Genomic DNA, 18,741 nt, shown 5'->3' with positions numbered 1-18,741 from the left:
TAACATTATTGTGATTACATTCCATAGCTTATATCAGTCAGCTCGCTTGCGCTCGCTGCCGCTTTCCATGTCTGGGATTATACTAGGCTCAGCTATTGCTTATGGGCAAGGAGCTTTTCGCTGGGATATCTTTCTCTTAGCCTTGCTTACTACTGTGTTGTTCCAAGTGCTTTCTGACTATGCTAACGACTACGGAGATGCTCAAAAAGGAACAGACAATGAGCATCGTATAGGTCCCAAACGAGCTATACAAACGGGAGCTATGTCACTTGAGGAAATGAAGCGAGTGGTAGTGGTAACGGCTGTACTCTCGGCTATTTCAGCACTTGCACTCATTGTGCTCTCTTTTAGGGAGCAATGGGGATTGGCGCTTATTTTTACCCTGTTGGGTGGAGCTGCTATTTTTGCCGCTATTCGTTACACAGTAGGCAAGTCGGCTTATGGGTATAAGGGCTTAGGCGATGTGTTTGTATTCATTTTTTTTGGCTGGGTAAGCGTAATGGGGTCTTATATGCTTTATACGCAGTGTTTTGATGCCCTTGTATTGCTTCCTGCTTCTGCTTGTGGTATGCTTAGTATGGGGGTTTTGAACCTCAATAATATGCGTGATATAGAGAACGACAAGCAGATGGGTAAGCATACTATTCCTGTAAAAATAGGCTTTTCTTTAGCCAAGTATTATCATTATTTGCTTATTATTGTAGCTATGTGTCTTATGATGCTCTATACAATACTCTCCTTTGAGTTTCGTTATAAGGCATTGTATATCATAGCTTTTGTGCCCTTGGTGTTTCATCTTTTCTATGTAAGAGCTGTAAAAGAGCCTAGGGCTTTTGATTCCCAACTGAAGGTAGTCGCACTCTCTACTTTTCTGATGAGTGTTTTATTCTTTGTGGGAAAACTTATATAATGACTAATGACACAGTGCATTAACCATTGACAATTAACAATTAATAATTATTATAAGTGGATTTTTTTAGAAAACATTTTACTAATATCCTTATGGGGGGGCTTGTATTGGTTGCTTTAGCCATGATACTTCCCTATTTTTTTGGACAAGGAAGTTCAGATAACCTTCCTCAACAAATCATTACACCAGAAGAAATAAAGGAATATGAACCTCCTTTTGAGCATGAAGGGAATCTTTCTTTTTACAAGGAAGATGGTACCCTTATCAAAACTTTTGAAATAGAGTTTGCTCGTACTGCACAGGAAACAGAATTGGGACTGATGTACCGAAAATCAATGAAAGAGAACCAAGGGATGCTCTTTGTCTTCCACGAGGAGAAACCACGTTCGTTCTGGATGCACAACACTTATATTCCTTTGGATATCATCTATTTGAATAAGGAAAAAGAAATCGTAAGTATTGCTAAGAATGCAGAGCCTCTTTCAGAGACTTCACGCCCTTCGGAAGGAGATGCCATGTATGTGCTGGAGATCAATGGAGGGCTATCCGATAAACTAGGACTTGCCAAGGGAGATCATATGACTTTTGAATCACTCATTGATTGATACTTATGGAAGAACAAGTTATCTTAGTCAATGAAAGGGATGAGCCTATAGGGCTTATGGGGAAAATGGAAGCGCACGAGAAGGGACTCCTGCATCGAGCGTTTTCAGTTTTTATATTCAATTCCAAACAAGAAGTACTCTTGCAACAACGAGCCTCTTGCAAATACCATTCTCCCAATCTCTGGACAAACACCTGCTGTAGCCATCCTAGAGCAGGCGAGACGAATCTGCAAGCAGGGGAGAGACGCTTACAGGAGGAAATGGGGATGCAGGTTCCTCTTGAGGAGGTCTTTTCTTTTATATACAAAGCCCCTTTTGACAATGGGCTTACTGAGCATGAATATGACCATGTATTGGTGGGTTATAGTGATGCTCAACCTCAGATAAATCCTGAAGAAGTAGCTTCTTGGAAATGGCTTTCCTTAGAAGCTATCAAAGAGGATATTCTGCAGGCACCAGAGCAATATACAGCCTGGTTCAAGATTATCTTTGAAAAATTCTATCACTACCTTTTAGATAAGCAATGAAACTTCCAGTTCCACATATAGAGGATGTATCCTTAAAGCGAAAATATAGAATACAAGTAATATTTGCCTTTTTGGCTATGCTTTCTTGGTATCTTTTCCTATACAGCAATGATTTTTTGGGATACATGGAACAAGATCTAGGAGAGAATTACCAAGAGGTGCTCATTATACTATTCCCATTCTACTATATAATATTTGCTTTCTTGATATTTCTCTGGTACCTGAAAATCCCAAGAGTCGTTAATTATCTTATCTTTGCCGCTTATCTGTTTGCGATACTTACCCATAATTTTTCTATTTTTACAGCGCCTATTCTCTTTTCTGTACTCCTATTTCTTCTTTATGATATGCTGTTACAGAAAGAAGTGATAGAGATACTCAAGCGGTCGCAAGTGGTATTCCTACTTTTTGGGTTGCTTTTCTTCTCAGCCGAAGAAATCATTTTTGGCATACCTTATTCTCTACAGCAAATGGAGGAAAGTTCTCTCCGCTTGCAATATTGGATTATAGGCACGGCTATTTTTACCTTTCTCCTATCTGTGATTCTTATTCTTGTTCGAATAAAAAAAGGTAAAAAATAAGGTGCTTATTTGAATAATTCCAAGTGAGCATCAGCAAGGCGAGGCATGGCACCATGTTGCTGGCATACATAAGCGGAAACCTCTACCGCTAATTGGTGGGAGGCTACTAGGCAGCGTCCATGAAGATGAGAAGCAATAAAGGCAGCAGTAAAGGAATCTCCAGCCCCTACCGTATCAGCAATGGTAATCTTTGGAGTAGGCAAGAAAGATTCTTCTTTGGGGGTTAATACCCAACTACCTTCGGTTCCCTTGGTAAGGATTAGAATATCAAGTTGGTATTTGCTAAGTAATTGCTTGCAAATCTCCTTTTCTGTACCTTCCCATCCGAAGAGTTGCGCTATTTTTACTACTTCTTCGTCATTTATTTTGAGGATATGGGCTTTTTCAAGCGAGAATTCAATAACTTCTTTAGTGTAATAATGGAGTCTTAGGTTAATGTCAAAGATTTTGAGACTATCCTTAGGCATAGCATCCAAAAAGGCATGAATAGTAGCGCGAGACACTTCATTGCGTTGTGCTAAAGAACCGAAACATACCACTTGTGTTTCTTTGGCAAGATTCGCCAAGGCAGGAGTAAAGGGGATATTGTCCCATGCCACTCCTTCGCAGATCTTGTATTGGGGAACTCCCCAGTTATCTACATTTACTTTGACTTCTCCTGTGGGAAAATCGGTGCTCTCGATTAAGTGGTTAAGTCCTTTTTGTTCTAAACTATCCAAAATTTCCTTGCCCAAGAGGTCTTTCCCTATGGCGCTTACAGCATAGCCATTGAACCCAAATTGGGAGATATGATAGGCAAAATTGGCAGGAGCTCCGCCTAGTATCTTTCTTTCAGGAAACACATCCCAGAGGATTTCTCCCAATCCTACGATAATATTTTTCATAATTGAATAAATTGAAGTGATTACTTAGTCATGTTTTACCTTATAAAGGGTGATATTATCTACGCTGATGGCTATATTTCCCCTCAAATCGAACTTTAATTGATTATAAGGTTCAGTAGGGAAGGCAATATTGGTCTGAGCTAATTCTCCTCCATTGACAAACACCTCAGTAGAAGCCTTGTCTACCCATATATGTATAGTATAGCTGTCCTTTTTGGTAAGAGGAGCTTTGATAAGAGGGGTAGCAAAGTTGCTGCTAAAGTCAGCGAGTCCGCTTTGGGTTCTATCCACTATAAAAGTCTTCTTATTAGTATCAAAGGTGTAAATGATTTTTTCTCCTTTGTTGTTTTGCAAAGTAAAATCAAATATTGAAAGTCCATTAGGTTTGATAGTAAAGCTCAATACATAGCCATTGTTATAATAGTCAGATCCTATATGTAAGGTGTCTTCGGTGAGTTTGTCCATAATGATAGAAGCCCCTTCTCTCTCCTCTCCTACCTCTTTCACAGGGAAGCTAGCCACTACCAAGTGCTCGCCATTATGGGCTAATCGGAGTTCTCTAGGGAGAGTCATTGCACTGCGGAAATTATGGGTAGGTACGACATTTCCATAATCCCAGTTATTCATCCAGCCAAGGAAAAGCCTACGTCCGTCACTTTCAGGAATATTACTCCAAGTAACTCCTGCATAGTTGTCACGACCGTAATCAATCCATAGTGGATAGGGGAGTGAGTCAGGGGTAAAGGTGGTGCCGTCAAAATCACCTATAAAGTACTGGGTAGCATTTCCTCCATTGGGTCCACCAGGGTTGATGCTGACAAAGAGCACCCATTTGGTTTTTCCCTCATAGACAAGAGGGAAGAGGTCAGGACATTCCCATACGCCTGTATGGGCGCCTATATTTTCTCCAAATTCACTGAGTTTTTCCCACTGTTTGAGATTCTTGGAAGTATAGAAAGTGATAGTCTGGGAAGTAGCCAAGGACATAATCCATTTGTTCTGAGGAGCGTACCAAAATACCTTAGGATCTCGGAAGTCTTCTATACCAGGGTTCGGGATTACAGGGTTGTGGGCATACTTGGTGAAGGTGCGTCCGTTGTCCAAGCTATAAGCGATGGATTGCGTTTGTTGCTGACCAGCCGAAGTGTAGAAGGCTACAATAGCCCCTTTGCCGAAGCCTGCGGTATTGTGCTTATCTACCACGGCACTACCCGAAAAAATAGCGCCTAATTCGTCGGGAGCAATCGCCACAGGTAGGTGCTTCCAGTGAATCATATCCTCACTTACGGCATGCCCCCAATGCATATTGCCCCAGCGTGCTCCATAGGGATTGTATTGGTAGAAGAGGTGATATTCTCCGTTGTGATATACCATGCCATTGGGGTCATTCATCCAACCATAGGGGGGCGTAAAGTGGTAATTGGGGCGATAAGTCTCTTGGTAGTTGTAGTCAAAAGTATCTGAAGGTTTTATCTGGTTGATACCTATATCACTTTTGGTAGCTTGCCCGAAGACAAGGCTGATTTTTTTGCCTTTGTAAGCCTCTACCGATAAGGGAAGCCAATATTGGATATGAGTTTTGGCAAGGCGGATATTCTGTGCAATTCCTATTTTCTCCCCATTGACTAGAAGTTGTACTGTGGTTTCTGGGGCATTATCTTCAATAGGGAGTAGTAGATATTTCTTGGAAATATCATAAGAAAGGGTATAGTTTTCCATGATGTTACTTTTGTATTGATTACTTTGTTCAATCGCATCTACAAGGATATGTCCCCAGCTGCCACGCTGGTTATCCACGATACGTAGGGTGGCTTCTTGACCTTTGTAAGCCCTTACATCCCAGCTCATTAGCTGTAAGGTTTCACTCTCTATAAGATTGTGAGTCTTATGGACGCTCTGTCCATTTACAAGCAGTTCTATATAGGTGTCTTGGGACATGCCGCCTCCTATAAGGAAATTGATATAATCTCGCTCTATACGGAAGGGCTTGCTGGTGAGCGTTCCACGAGAGTCATCCCCATTGTGGAAGCTATTGGCGAGGAACTTTCCTTCAAGGCCTACTAGGGGCTGTTGTCCAGGAAGTGCTCCTTTTTCAGGAGTTCCACCAAAGGCATCGCCCTCCATAGTCCAATTTTCAAAAGAACCAGATTCAAAATCTTCTATTATAAGGCTATCCTTATTGTCGCAGGCCGTCAGCGCTAATAAGGAAAAAGAACTATATAAGAAACTTTTTCTCATAGTATTGTAATTAAAGAGGAAATATGTCTTTTCAGAGATAGGCGCTATGCTGTGTCAAAGGTAATTATTTTTTTGTAATAAATAAATTTTTTAGTGTTTTTTATTTAAAAAAAGAATTTTTTTGTAAACGCCTGAAAGCCAAATGTAATTTTGAGTTTTGAGTTTCGGAAAACACCTGAAAACTAAAAACTAAAAACTGACAACTTTTTGATTTTAATTTTGTATCTTTGCCAGCTGAAACAGGTGAAAAAATAACTCAGATATGAACGAAGAAATAGATCTCATTTTAGAGACCACCAAAGAGGCTATGCAGGATTCTGTAGCACACTTAGAAAAATCATTACTCAATATCCGTGCAGGTAAGGCCTCTCCTCAGATGCTTGGAAGCATATTTGTGGATTACTATGGTTCACAGACGCCTTTGGCGCAAGTGGCCAATGTAAATACCCCTGACTCACGAACCATTAGCATACAGCCATGGGAGAAAAACATGCTATCGGTCATAGAAAAAGCCATCATGGTTGCCAATCTGGGCTTTAATCCTATGAATAATGGGGAAGTGATCATCATCAGTGTGCCGCCATTGACAGAGGAACGCCGTAAGGAGTTAGTCAAACAAGCCAAAGGCGAAAGTGAAGAAGCAAAAATAGGGGTGCGTAATGCACGCCAAGAGGCCAATAAGGAGATTAAGAAAACAGAATCTTCTGATGATATTAAAAAAGACGCAGAAGAACGCGTACAGAAACTTACTGATAAGTATATCAAGCAGATAGATGAAATTCTCGCTAAGAAGGAAGCAGAAATCCTTAAGGTGTGATAGGGTACTTTGATTATTTTACCCAGCTTTTGGACTTTGTTTTACAAAATTAATTTTTTATGGATACAACAACCCCTTTTTTAAAAAGTATGCCCCTTGAGGATCTTAGAAAACAAGCCTTGGAGGATTATATGATAGCTGTTCTCAGCCGCGAATGTAGTCTTGCTGGGCGAAGAGAAGTGCTTACAGGAAAGGCTAAATTTGGTATCTTTGGAGATGGAAAGGAATTGCCACAGATAGCTATGGCACGTGCTTTCCAAAAAGGAGATTTCCGCAGTGGCTACTACCGAGACCAAACTTTTATGATAGCCATAGGTGAATACACACCTAAGCAGTTTTTTGCAGGAATCTATGCAGATAATGATGTCACCCATGAACCTCATAGTGGTGGGCGACAAATGGGGGGGCACTTTGCTACCCATAGCCTTGATGAGCAAGGAAACTGGAAGAGGTTGGTAGATCAATACAATACAGCCAGTGATGTGTCTTGTACTGCAGGGCAGATCCCGCGCTTGGTAGGACTTGCTCAAGCCTCCAAGATATACCGCAGTCTTTCTATTCCCAATAGTGAGAATTTTTCCAATAATGGAAATGAGGTGGCTTGGGGAACTATAGGTAATGCAAGTACTAGCGAAGGTCTTTTCTTTGAAGCCTTCAATGCAATAGGAGTGTTACAGGTGCCTGTAGTGATGAGTGTATGGGATGATAATTACGGTATTTCTGTGCCGGCTTCCTACCATACCGTTAAGGAAAGTATCTCCGAGGCACTCAAAGGATTCCAGCGTGATTCCAATCATAAGGGCTTTGATATATACACAGTGAAAGGGTGGGATTATCCTTCCCTAATGGAGATTTACGCCAAGGCAGGAAACCTCGCACGTACCGAACATGTACCTTCCCTAATCCATGTTACTGAACTTACACAGCCCCAAGGTCACTCCACTTCAGGCTCTCATGAGCGCTACAAATCTCAAGAACGCCTTGAGTGGGAAAGAGAATATGACTGTAATGTACAATTCCGTAAGTGGCTTATAGATACAGGCTTCGCTTCCGAAAACGAGCTACAAGCCATAGAGGAAGAGGCTAAAAAAGAAGTGAAAGATGCCAGAGATAAGGCTTGGAATGAATATATAACTCCTATCAAAGCGGCCAAGCGAGAGCTGATTAATCTGATCTATGAGATGGAAAAAGAGTGCTTCTATAGCCTTGAAATCTCTCAACTGAAAGATGCGCTTGCTGAAATAGAAGTGCCGCTGTATCGTGATATTGTCAGTACCGCTCGCAAGGTATTGCGCTATGCAGCAGGTGAGGAGAATACACCTACAGAGAATCTAAAGAAATGGCTCAGAGATATCCTTGAAAAGCTACAAGAGCGTTATAGTTCCCATTTGTATAGTGAGGATGATAAGAATCCACTTTTTGTGCAACAGGTAGCCCCTGAGTATGCTCCTGATGCTCCAGAGGTAGATGCTCGTATTGTGCTTAGGGATAACTTTGACGCCCTTTTTGCCAAATATCCTAACCTACTTACCTTTGGTGAAGATACAGGAAAGATAGGAGATGTGAATCAAGGATTGGAAGGCCTGCAAGAAAAATATGGGGTAACCCGTATAGATGACACCAGTATCCGAGAGTCCTCTATCATAGGGCAAGGAGTAGGTATGGCTATGCGTGGGCTAAGACCTATTGCAGAAATCCAATATCTAGACTATACCCCCTATGCCTTGCAGACTCTTACGGATGATTTGGCCACACTAAGCTACCGTACTTGCGGCTACCAGAAAGCCCCTTTGATTGTACGTACGCGAGGTCATCGTTTGGAAGGTATCTGGCACTCCGGATCACCTATGGCAGGATTGCTTAACTTCCTTCGCGGGGTGTATTTCCTAGTGCCTCGTAATATGACTAAGGCAGCAGGTTTCTATAATACTTTGCTCAAGGGGAACCAACCTGCTTTCGTAGTGGAATGTCTCAATGGTTATCGTACAAAAGAGCTTATGCCTAGCAATTTGGGCGAATTCACTACACCTATAGGGGTAGTGGAGACCATCCGTGAAGGACGTGATATAACGGTAGTTTCCTATGGGTCTACTTTGCGTATAGTAGAGCAAGCAGCCAAAGAACTTGATAAAGTAGATATCAGCGTTGAGATTATAGATGCTCAATCACTGATTCCTTTCGACATCAACCACGATACAGTGAAGAGTGTTCAGAAAACGAATAACCTACTCATCGTAGATGAAGATGTGGAAGGAGGGGCTTCGGCTTATCTGATGCAGGAGATTGTGGAAAAACAGAATGCTTATCGCTATTTGGATAGCAAGCCACAAACACTTACTGCTAAATCGCACCGACCTGCCTATGCCTCCGATGGGGATTATTTCTCTAAACCCAATGTAGAGGATGTGTTTGAAAAGGTATATGCGATTATGAATGAGATCAATCCTATTAAATACCCTGAATTTAGGTAATAGGTAACAGTTAAAAAGTAAAAGGTAACAGTTAATGCCAATAATGATTAATGATTAATGCCATTAATTTTATTGGCATTAATCATTAATCATTAATTATTTATGAAGTGTGCAATTATTACAGGAGGTTCCAGAGGGATAGGACGAGCTATTTGTGAGAAATTAGCCGTAGATAGCCCCTATCATATATTGATTAACTACCAAAGCAATGAGCAAGCCGCCCAAGAGACGCTTGAAAGTGTTCAACGCTTGGGAGGAACAGGTGAGTTGCTTCGTTTTGATGTGACAGATAAAGAGCAAACCGAACAAGTACTTTCCCAGTGGCAAGAGGCTAATAAGGAAGCACAAGTAGAGGTGATTGTCAATAATGCGGGAATTACCCGAGATGGGTTATTTATGTGGATGCCTTATGAGGAGTGGGATAAAGTACTGAAAACTACCTTAGACGGGTTTTACCATGTAACTCACTTTTTCTTACAAAAAATGCTACGCCAACGCACAGGGCGAATCATCAATGTGGCTTCCGTATCAGGAGTGAAAGGAACAGCAGGGCAGGTGAATTATTCTGCAGCGAAGGGAGCTTTAGTGGCGGCAACTAAGGCGCTGGCACAAGAGGTAGCCAAGCGCAATATCACAGTGAATGCTGTAGCTCCTGGTTTTATACAGACGGATATGACCGCTGAATTGGATGAAAAAGAACTCTGTAAACTTATTCCTATGGGGCGCTTTGGCAAGGCACAAGAAGTCGCCGAATTGGTAAGTTTCTTGGCCTCAGAGAAAGCAAGTTACATCACAGGGGAGGTAATCCATATCAACGGAGGCATTTATTCTTAAGAAAGGGGCGCACTCAACCACTGGGTGAGGGTGATAAATTCAGCAACAGAGAGCATCTCAGGACGCTTGTCAAACAGAGGTTCTGTCTTGAGGGCTTCGCGCTCCAAGAGGAAGGATTTGAGACTGTTGCGCAAAGTCTTGCGGCGCTGACCGAAGGCTGTTTTTACTACTAAGAAAAAGGTCTTTTCATCACAAGGGAGGCTATAATCCTCCTTGCGCCTGAGGCGAATAACCCCACTTTTTACTTTTGGAGGAGGGTTAAATACATGTTCAGGTACGGTGAATAGGTATTCTGTCTCATAAAAGGCCTGAGTAAGGACAGAGAGGATACCATAGGACTTGCTTCCAGGTCCCTCACAGATACGTTCTGCTACTTCTTTCTGGAACATACCTGCAAACTCAGGTACAAAAAAACGAATCTCCAAAAGCTTAAATACAATCTGAGAAGAAATATTGTAAGGGAAATTCCCTATAATGGCAAAGGGTTTCTTGTCAAAATAATTGACAATGTCAAACTTTAGAAAGTCTTCGGAGAGGATATGTCCTCTTAACTTAGGGAAATAAGCTTCTAGGTAAGCTACCGATTCCTTATCAATCTCAATAACAAAAGTTTCTGTATCTTTCTCTAAAAGGAATTGGGTAAGTACTCCCGTACCTGGCCCTATCTCCAATATCCGCTCATAACCATTCAGAGAGAGGGTTTGCGCTATTTGTTGGGCAATATTTAGGTCTGTGAGGAAGTGTTGTCCTAAGTGTTTTTTGGGCTGTACGGAGGATTTTTGGGACATATATTATTTCTGCTTTAAATTTTGACAATGGTAATCCCTTTGTCTATACTATCAAAATCATTATCTGAAGTTACTAAAATCCAATTATTTCTGGCACAGAGTTCAAGGTAGTAAGCGTCATTGAAGTCAATATGAAAGTTCTCCATAATAGGATCAAGGGCTATAGCATTGAAGCTATCGGGGTATTTTTCAACAATATCCAGTTGGTATATAAATCTAACCAATGATTTTACCTCTGTTAGTTTATCCTGAAAATCTGTAGTTGGTTTATAATCTCTCTTATAATCAGCCCCATAGTTCTGAGTACGGTCTTTCCATAAATTGAAGTAAAAGCGTATAGTTGTATTGGTAAATTCACTAATGACAAGACTGACTAAAGCTATTTGAGAATTATGATGTTCTATTTTTGATAGAAAATTACTTACTTTTCTTTGCTTCTTAGGGTTATTGTTAATGGGAGAACATAAGGAAATCCAAATATTATTATCAAAGAAATAAGTTTGGTTACTTTTGAATTCAGATTCAAATTCAAATTGAGTGTAAATAGTATTAGACATTGCTAAAAAGTATTTTTAATAGCTCTTTCGAAGGCTTCAGGATCAGCGATATATTGTTTTGTATATTTTATTACCATATCAAGAAGGACTTTGTTTGTGCCTTCTATGTTTTTTAATATCAAATGATTGTTTAGAAAATCACTATCAAAATCCTTATAAAGCTCACCAATAGCAGCATGTAGGAAAGCAGGAATCACCAAAGTAATGCCTTGGAAGTCTAAGATAACTTTCTTTTCCTCAGTAAGGGCTTGAAAAATGAGCGCATATACTTTCTCTCCATCTTCGTAAGTGATGGCAGTGTCATGCTGCAAGATATTTTTTAGGCGCAAACGTGTTTCATCTGTCGTTTTAGGCGTGTAGTCATTTTTAAAAATAAAGGCTAAAGTTTCCATACGAATAAAAATTGAGGGTTAATCCGCTATTAGTAGGCAAAGATAGTAAATATTTTTCATTAATCCATTAGTCTTTAGTCATTAATTTGTGTATATCTTCTATGAGCATAGTGATACCTTCTTGGGTCATGCCATTATAGAAAAGAATGGGTTTGCCGTTTTCTTTTCGGCAAACGATATTCCCTTTGGTATCTACTAAGGCAAAGAGTCCAGAATGTTCAAAATTTTCGGGGGTATTGCCTGCTTTGGCGTAGATATTGAACCCCTCATTGGCTGTACGATAGATGTCTTCTTCTTTCCCTGTAAGCAGATGCCAATGAGGCGAATGTACACCTTTTTCTTGGGCATAGGCTTGTAATACTTCAGGGGTATCAGTTTCAGGGTCTATGGAGAAAGAAGCAATACCGATGGAGTTGTCAGGGAAGGCGTTCTGTACGGCTACCATGTGCGTGGTCATGATAGGACAAATGGTGGGGCAGGAGGTAAAGAAGAAGTCCGCTACCCATATTTTCCCCTTAAAATCTCGATCGCAGAAAGGCTGATTATGCTGGTCAGTGAAGCAGAAAGAAGGCGCTTTTCCCACAACAAACAACCCATGAGTCTCTTGCTTTCTCAAAGCGTGGATTCCCCATGCACTACCTGCTAAAAGGGCTATGGTAAGGCAGATGTATAAAACAGTGGTTAGTTTTTTCCCCATGACTGAAAAAAATGAAAAGCGAATAGTGAAAGGCGAGCCCTCCACTATTCACTTATCTGATGAAATTATTACTTAGTTTAGTCTAAATACGATAGGATAAGAGAAGATTACCGCAACGGGTCTTTCACGTTGTTTTCCAGGGATAAGTCTTGGGAGCTTCTCAATCACACGTCGGGCTTCTTTCTCTAAGATTTTATCTTTACCTTGGGCATTGATTACCTCTACATTTCCGTCCTTTTTGATACGGAACTGTACCACAACACGTCCTTGAGAGCCCATTTGCATAGCTGTCTCAGGATATACAAGGGTTTTACTTACAAAAGCGTCTAAGGCTTTTTTGAAGCATCTTTCTTGTTCTTCCTTAGGTACATTCTTGCATTCCTCGAACATAGGTTTTTGCTCAATAGCGAAGAACTGTACATCATCCTGAATATCGTCATCACCAGTACCTGTACCTCCTGGTACACCCGTGGTGTTGATTTTAGGTGGTGCTACATTGCTAGCTTCTTCCTTATTAGTATCGGTGGACTTGAAATCAGTATCTACCTTTTGATCATCATCTACTCGCTTAAGCACATCGGGTGGAATTTCTACTTTTTTTTCAGGTTCAGGAGGAGGTGGTGGCGGAGGTGTATTCTCTTCCATGACAACGTCTTGCACGTTTTCAGAAAGGTCTTCCAGCTTGTCAAATTCTATTTTCTTTTTGCCCTCTTCTACGGATTTGTAGTTAATCGCATAGAGGCTGGCAAAAGTAGCTATGGCAAGCCCGATAGAGAAAAATAAACCTACGCGTTTCTTGAGGTCTACATTGGGGTTTTTTTTGGGTTTCATAGGTAGTTTTTTAGGGGTTTCGTGTGTTTAAGTGATAATCAATAATTGTGCCAATTTTATTTTTTTGGCAAAAAATTATTTATATTGGTGATACAGCTCACTTACTTTATCCCAATTGATAACATTGAAGAAGGCTTCAATATAGTCAGCACGGCGATTTTGGTAATTTAGGTAATAGGCATGTTCCCATACGTCCAATCCTAAGATAGGAGTACCACACTTGATGTGGGACATAAGCGGATTATCTTGGTTAGGGGTAGCACAAACAGCTACTTTCCCTCCTTTTTCTACCGCAAGCCATGCCCAACCTGAACCAAATTGGGTAGCAGCAGCTTTGGAGAAAGCCTCCTTGAAAGCCTCAAAGGAACCAAAGGCAGCTTCTATGGCTTTGGAGAGCTCTTCAGAAGGGGTAGTTTTCTTAGGTGTAAGGATTTGCCAGAACAAATTGTGGTTGTAATACCCGCCCCCATTATTGCGAACCGCTTTGTTCTCTGGGTCTAAGTTCTGTAAAATCTCCTCAATTGTTTTTCCTTCAAGGGGAGTCCCCTTGATAGCATTATTTAGATTATCAGTATAGGCTTTGTGGTGTTTGGTGTAGTGAATTTCCATAGTACGCGCATCTATATGAGGCTCCAAAGCATCATAGGCGTAAGGAAGTTGAGGTAAATTAAATGACATAAAAATTTATTTTTTAGTAATAAAGTACAAAAGTATAAAAAAAAGCAATACAAACGAAGAATTTCTTCAACAAGGGCTGTTATTTTTTTCTTAATAACACTAAGCTGTGTTCTTTCCCTAAGTATTGGTTGTATAGTAATATATATTGGACTGGTCTTGGTAGCTGCCTTTCAGGATAGCTCTGTAATATAAAGGGTAATCCCTCAAGGGTGTTATACTTACAAGCTAAATACATTCCTATGGCAGAAGCTGTGAAGAACTCTCCGCTTAAGTGCTTGTAGATGAGTATAGGAGTGGAAGGGAAAAGGTTATCAAAGCTATCAAAAAAAGGTCTGTCCTCTTGGTTTTCACTTCGTCCAGAGATAACAAGGTCAATGTCCGTCAAGGTACGGCCGCTTTGGGTAAGGAAGTGGCTAACGAAGGCTTCGATCTCGTTGGGAGCTAGGCTGTAACGAATCTCCACATTGAGCAGTTCTGCTACCGTTTGCTCCGAACAGGTATCAGAGAGTGCAAAGAAAGTAGCCCCTTCCCCTAGGCGAATCCCAGAAGTGTTGGGTTGCAAGATAGGGCAGGGGAGCGTTGCTTTGTCCTTGATAATCCCTGCTAATTCATATAGGTAGGTGGTATGTGGGCTATGCTCATCAATCCCTCCGACTAAGATATGTTGTAGTTGGTCTTGCTCCATGTGCATCTTGGCTTCCAATAGCGCGCTTTCGAAGGAACAAGCTCCATTGACATACGTCAGGTTCATGCCCTTGCACTGCAAGTTGATGGCAATTTGTCCTGCTACTGTATTGTGGGTGGATTGGATAAAAGCTGTTGGAGTGAGGTGCTGCTCTTGGTTATCCAAGAGTGTTTTTAGGAATTTTTCAGAGTCCTGTAAGCAGCCCATACCTGTGCCTACGAGAATAGCTTGGGGCAAGGGAAGTTGTGCTTGCTTTAAGGCTTCAGAAGCGGCAACCATGCCCATTTTCACACTTTTGGACATACGCCTAATGGCTGCAGGAGGAATATAGTCTTTGTATGGAGGTTCCATAGCATAGAGGATATTTTCCTTAGCATTTTCGCAAAAACTGTTGGGGAATTCTCCTGAGAAGGAAGGTTGGGCGGAGATACATGAGAGGCCGTTGATAAAAGTTCTGCTCATAAGCGGACGTTTTTGGAGAGTGGTTTTATAAAAAAAGGCTGTCCCAAGACAACCTTTCTTCATACTTTGTGTAAGCTAAAAAATTATTTTCGTATTTCTTTGATACGAGCTTTCTTACCACGCAATTCACGGTAGTAGAAGATACGCGCACGACGTACTTTACCGTATTTGTTCACTTCGATTTTTTGGATAGCAGGCATGTTGATAGGGAAGATACGCTCTACACCTACCTCACCGGACATTTTACGAATGGTAAAAGTCTCAGTAGCTCCTGTACCACGGCGTTGGATTACCACACCTCTGAAGAACTGAACGCGGGATTTTTCTCCTTCCTTGATTTCATAATACACTGTAATAGTGTCCCCTGTGGAGAATTCAGGGAAATCTTTCTTAGCGATGAAATTGTCTTGTACGTACTTTAATAAAGACTCCATAAAAGTATAAAAATTAAGTATTACCTAAGCAACATACACGTCCCTCGCCAGAGGTTACTTAGCGGGCGCAAAGTTAAATATAATTTTTCAAATGTGCAAATCTTAGCCATTAAGTTTTTAACGAGGTAGTTATTTGGGGGTGATTCCCAAAGTATCATTAGATAAGAATATCTCAAAAAGCCCAATGGAGAACAGAATTGTCTTTGTAAAAAAGAGTGGTCACTTAAATTCAGTGGGGAGAAACACTTCTATTGGGTCATTATCTGTCATAGTTTAGTTCTATGTACCAATGATTGCCTAATTCCTTGACTAAATGACAATTTTTCATTGAGTTATAACGCTTTTCGGACATATCTGTCTCTGGTGGACAGACTTCCACATCGCTTGTCTTGTTGAAATTTCTTTTTGTATAAATGAAATTTTTATCAACGCCCCAACCTATTCCCCCATAGGAATAATAATTAAAAGTAATTTCATCATTGGAGCGTACAAATATTCCGCTGCATTGTATGTTTTGTAGTAAAGAATCCAACTTTCTTCTTTTGTCAATACTCAATTGATTGAAATAAATAGAATCCTTTACATTTTTAAATTTTCCATTCAACAAAACAGGAGGATAATCAAAAGCGGAAATAGTATCCTCTGCCATGATTTGCTGAATCATCTCAAAATCAGTCTTATGGCTGTTAAAATGATTTATCATTTCCCTATCGGTTGGGTCTTTTACAGTTGGGTTACAGCCTTTTATGGCAAATAATATTAATAATAAGAAAGGTATTTGCACCGTTCTATCTTTGAAGATTTTTTTACTTTTATAGGTATCTATAACTTTTTTCATAATAGTTTCTTCTGTCAATACCTCATTTAAAGAGCGTTCGATATAACGAAAGCTCATGTTAAGTCAGATTCTATAGGCTGTTTCTAAAAGATTCTTCCTCCTGTGGAAAGCAAGCCCAAAAAGATCTCAAAAAATTCTCCCTTTAAGCATATACCTCCTGAAACGCCTTTTACAATATCCCTATCATCAGTAGAGAAAGCATAACCTGCATAAATATCTATATAATCAGTGTTCAATAACCCTACCTTGCCCAAAATGCCATAAGAAGTGTATCCTACCGCTAAGTATCTTCTTCCATCTCGTGTTAGGAAACACTTCAGCCCAGGCTCCACAATTGCCTTGAAATCACCTTGGTAAGAGGTAAGATGTAAGCCCAAGTAAGGACATAAGTAATTATTGGGGAAATTCAACTCAGAGTAGAATGTATTTCTCCCTATATAGTTATACCCAAATTGTATAGAATAAAGCAAAGGTAACCCCATGTGAACCCCTGTAGTAATCCCATTGAGGTATTCCTGATTTTTGTCTTTAGCAAAAGCATATCCTATGTATAGGGAGGTGCTTCCCATTTCTTTTATCCTTGCACTTAGGCGAGGCTCTACCGATTGAGGAGTAAGATATCCGCCTAATGACACGCCTCTCCAACCCATCTCTCCGCCGATCTCAGGAATAACCGTGTGTAGCCCATTCTTAAATAGGGCATATCCTCCCAATGAAAGTTGGTAATGCCACTTTTTTGGTAGAGATAGGTAACGATAGTACCCTTGTACGTATAACGCCTCTTTGTTTATAAAGCTCAGCCCCACATTCATATAGAAGCGATGCTGGTGTTTTTTTATCTTTAATGTCTGATAGAGGCTGTCGTGTACATAGCTTTTGATAAATATGCTATCTTTCGTATAGCTAACACTTGTGCTATCTGCCTGTGCATACAGATTGATTACTAAGCTACAAAAAAGAATACAGGCAAAGTTCTTCATGTGATTTTGATGGAATGGGGTAATTTGCTTGACAAAGATAAGGAAAATAATTTAGAAAAGCAATATATTTTTAAAACAGATATTTCTTTAACAAAAAGAAAGCATATAGAAAAAGTTGTGTATTTTCTCGATTATTATTTCTTTGATTGAAAAAAAATGAGTATTTTTGTGGCTTAAAACCAATTATTGAAAATGAAATACAAAATACTCTTTGCTTCCCTCCTATCTTTGCCTATGTGGGGACAACAAAAGTTGTGGTCACTTGCTGACTGTATCAACTATGCTGTAAATAACAATATAACCGTTAAGAAAACGCAGTTGGGACAGCAGACCGCTGCTATTAACTTAGACCAAGCCAAGAGCAATCGCCTACCTGCTGTTAGTGGGAATATCTCGGCCAATGCTAATAATGGTTCCGTAATTAATCAGATTACCAACAATAGGGTGAACCAAACCACTATAACCAATAGTATGGGAGTGAGTGCCTCCATGCCACTCTATGAAGGAAACAAACTCAATCTACAAATAGAGCGTGCTACGCTTGCCCTAGAACAAAATGACTTATATGTAAAAGAGGCACAGAATAACATCACCCTAAGTGTCTTGGAGGCTTACCTGCAAGCACTCTACCAATATGAAAATATCACAGTGGCTAAGAATACGGCTCTTTCCTCTGAAGAACAATTGACTCAAGCACAACAGAAATATGAGAATGGTGCTATAGCTAAGATTGATCTTATTGAGATAGAAACGCAACATGCAAATAATCAGTACAATGTAGTATTGGCTAAAAACCAATACGAGAACCAAGTACTGACCCTTAAGCAGCTCTTGGAACTTCCTCCAGGCACGGAATTTGGTATTGAGATTATCCGAAAAGAGGACGTTAGCGCTCCTATAGCCAATAAGGAAGAGGTATACAGACAGGCATTGGAGCAGCTACCGACTACCAAAATATATGACAAGCAAAAGGAACTCGCTCAGAAAGACATCCAAATTGCTAAGGCAGGTTTTCGCCCTTCACTCTCCCTCAGTGGGGGAATCAATACGGGCTATTCGGATAGAGATACAGAGAAATATATGACACAGCTGAAAAATAACTTTGGACAGACCATAGGGCTTTCTCTTAATATTCCTATCTTTTCCCGTTACCAAAACAAGAACAATGTAGCCTTGGCTCGACTCTCTGAATCCCAAGCAGAGCTAGATCGCAAGCAAGCCGAGAAGGATCTCTATACCAAGATAGAGACCGCTTGGCACAATGCTACTACCCGTCAGGCACAGGAAGTAGCCTCCAAAAAAGCACGTGATAATGCTAAGTTGGCTTACGAGTTGGCTGAGAAAAAACATGAGTTTGGTAACCTAACCAATACCGAACTCCTAGTTAGTAGGAATACCTATCTCAATGCAGAACAGACCTATTTGCAGAACAAATATATGGTGTTGCTCTACCAACAATTGTTGAATTTCTATCAAGGAAAAGAGATAGCGATTAATGACTAGAGACCAATGACCAGTAGGGGCGAATGGTC

At 40.5% G+C, this 18,741-nt stretch carries 20 protein-coding genes; 8 read left to right on the top strand and 12 right to left on the bottom strand.

The genetic code is table 11. The features are described from left to right. The first annotated feature begins 10 nt into the window (after positions 1-10). From menA to Q0625_RS01230, 4 genes are read left to right on the top strand one after another with little or no spacing between them, the layout of a single operon-like run. Positions 11-910, top strand: coding sequence for a 1,4-dihydroxy-2-naphthoate octaprenyltransferase (gene menA / locus Q0625_RS01245; RefSeq protein WP_298823091.1), 900 nt, complete (start codon positions 11-13; stop codon positions 908-910). A 56-nt stretch (positions 911-966) separates the two neighbouring features. Further along, complete coding sequence (locus Q0625_RS01240) at positions 967-1,515, top strand: DUF192 domain-containing protein (protein WP_298823090.1); 549 nt, start codon at positions 967-969, stop codon at positions 1,513-1,515. 5 nt (positions 1,516-1,520) lie between these two features. Next, on the top strand, positions 1,521-2,042 hold the full coding sequence (idi, locus tag Q0625_RS01235; protein WP_298823089.1) for an isopentenyl-diphosphate Delta-isomerase: 522 nt from the start codon (positions 1,521-1,523) through the stop codon (positions 2,040-2,042). Next, positions 2,039-2,623: a hypothetical protein gene (locus tag Q0625_RS01230; protein ID WP_298823088.1), complete on the top strand. Its 585-nt coding sequence runs from the start codon at positions 2,039-2,041 to the stop codon at positions 2,621-2,623. Before idi ends, Q0625_RS01230 begins: the two co-directional genes overlap by 4 nt. Positions 2,624-2,628: 5 nt before the next feature. On the opposite strand, the gene Q0625_RS01225 is transcribed toward Q0625_RS01230, so the two are convergent. Together Q0625_RS01225 and Q0625_RS01220 are read right to left on the bottom strand one after the other, a co-directional pair. Beyond that, the gene (locus Q0625_RS01225; RefSeq protein ID WP_298823087.1) at positions 2,629-3,507 is read right to left on the bottom strand and encodes a carbohydrate kinase; all 879 of its coding nucleotides are present in this window, start codon (positions 3,505-3,507) and stop codon (positions 2,629-2,631) included. 24 nt (positions 3,508-3,531) lie between these two features. Next, positions 3,532-5,745 carry a GH32 C-terminal domain-containing protein gene (locus tag Q0625_RS01220; RefSeq protein ID WP_298823086.1) on the bottom strand — a complete coding sequence of 738 codons (2,214 nt, stop codon included), beginning with the start codon at positions 5,743-5,745 and terminating at the stop codon, positions 3,532-3,534. Positions 5,746-6,007: 262 nt separating this feature from the next. Here Q0625_RS01220 and frr point away from each other — a divergent pair, with 262 nt between their 5' ends. The 3 genes from frr (at position 6,008) to fabG (ending at position 9,867) form a co-directional block, all read left to right on the top strand. Then, positions 6,008-6,562: a ribosome recycling factor gene (gene frr, locus Q0625_RS01215; RefSeq protein WP_298823085.1), complete on the top strand. Its 555-nt coding sequence runs from the start codon at positions 6,008-6,010 to the stop codon at positions 6,560-6,562. Positions 6,563-6,621: 59 nt separating this feature from the next. Next, positions 6,622-9,033: an alpha-ketoacid dehydrogenase subunit alpha/beta gene (locus Q0625_RS01210; protein ID WP_298823084.1), complete on the top strand. Its 2,412-nt coding sequence runs from the start codon at positions 6,622-6,624 to the stop codon at positions 9,031-9,033. Between the two features lie 102 nt (positions 9,034-9,135). Beyond that, on the top strand, positions 9,136-9,867 hold the full coding sequence (fabG, locus tag Q0625_RS01205) for a 3-oxoacyl-ACP reductase FabG (RefSeq protein WP_298823083.1): 732 nt from the start codon (positions 9,136-9,138) through the stop codon (positions 9,865-9,867). On the opposite strand, the gene rsmA is transcribed toward fabG, so the two are convergent. The 10 genes from rsmA to Q0625_RS01155 all read right to left on the bottom strand — a co-directional run bounded on the left by rsmA (position 9,864) and on the right by Q0625_RS01155 (position 17,209). Further along, positions 9,864-10,655, bottom strand: a complete 792-nt coding sequence (gene rsmA / locus Q0625_RS01200) for a 16S rRNA (adenine(1518)-N(6)/adenine(1519)-N(6))-dimethyltransferase RsmA (RefSeq protein WP_298823082.1) — start codon at positions 10,653-10,655, stop codon at positions 9,864-9,866. The two genes, fabG and rsmA, sit on opposite strands and share 4 nt — an antisense overlap. A 14-nt stretch (positions 10,656-10,669) precedes the next feature. Continuing rightward, complete coding sequence (locus Q0625_RS01195) at positions 10,670-11,212, bottom strand: PIN domain-containing protein (RefSeq protein WP_298823081.1); 543 nt, start codon at positions 11,210-11,212, stop codon at positions 10,670-10,672. A gap of 2 nt (positions 11,213-11,214) precedes the next feature. Continuing rightward, the gene (locus Q0625_RS01190; RefSeq protein ID WP_298823080.1) at positions 11,215-11,604 is read right to left on the bottom strand and encodes an STAS-like domain-containing protein; all 390 of its coding nucleotides are present in this window, start codon (positions 11,602-11,604) and stop codon (positions 11,215-11,217) included. 67 nt (positions 11,605-11,671) lie between these two features. After that, positions 11,672-12,301, bottom strand: coding sequence for an SCO family protein (locus tag Q0625_RS01185; protein ID WP_298823079.1), 630 nt, complete (start codon positions 12,299-12,301; stop codon positions 11,672-11,674). 72 nt (positions 12,302-12,373) lie between these two features. Beyond that, a complete protein-coding gene (locus Q0625_RS01180; protein WP_297973243.1) occupies positions 12,374-13,132 on the bottom strand; it encodes an energy transducer TonB in 759 nt (252 codons plus the stop codon). Between the two features lie 75 nt (positions 13,133-13,207). After that, the gene (locus Q0625_RS01175) at positions 13,208-13,810 is read right to left on the bottom strand and encodes a superoxide dismutase (RefSeq protein WP_298823078.1); all 603 of its coding nucleotides are present in this window, start codon (positions 13,808-13,810) and stop codon (positions 13,208-13,210) included. A 79-nt stretch (positions 13,811-13,889) separates the two neighbouring features. Further along, complete coding sequence (locus Q0625_RS01170; protein ID WP_298823077.1) at positions 13,890-14,957, bottom strand: beta-ketoacyl synthase N-terminal-like domain-containing protein; 1,068 nt, start codon at positions 14,955-14,957, stop codon at positions 13,890-13,892. An 83-nt stretch (positions 14,958-15,040) separates the two neighbouring features. Continuing rightward, positions 15,041-15,391, bottom strand: coding sequence for a 50S ribosomal protein L19 (rplS, locus tag Q0625_RS01165; protein ID WP_298823076.1), 351 nt, complete (start codon positions 15,389-15,391; stop codon positions 15,041-15,043). Between the two features lie 259 nt (positions 15,392-15,650). After that, positions 15,651-16,229, bottom strand: a complete 579-nt coding sequence (locus tag Q0625_RS01160) for a DUF4948 family protein (protein ID WP_298823075.1) — start codon at positions 16,227-16,229, stop codon at positions 15,651-15,653. Between the two features lie 83 nt (positions 16,230-16,312). Beyond that, complete coding sequence (locus Q0625_RS01155; RefSeq protein WP_298823074.1) at positions 16,313-17,209, bottom strand: hypothetical protein; 897 nt, start codon at positions 17,207-17,209, stop codon at positions 16,313-16,315. Positions 17,210-17,401: 192 nt separating this feature from the next. Here Q0625_RS01155 and Q0625_RS01150 point away from each other — a divergent pair, with 192 nt between their 5' ends. Then, positions 17,402-18,712: a TolC family protein gene (locus Q0625_RS01150; RefSeq protein WP_298823073.1), complete on the top strand. Its 1,311-nt coding sequence runs from the start codon at positions 17,402-17,404 to the stop codon at positions 18,710-18,712. The last annotated feature ends 29 nt before the right edge of the window (positions 18,713-18,741 follow it).

The organism is uncultured Capnocytophaga sp. (assembly GCF_938029845.1).
Taxonomy (GTDB): Bacteria; Bacteroidota; Bacteroidia; order Flavobacteriales; family Flavobacteriaceae; genus Capnocytophaga.
This window is presented reverse-complemented; position numbering and strand designations above follow the sequence as displayed.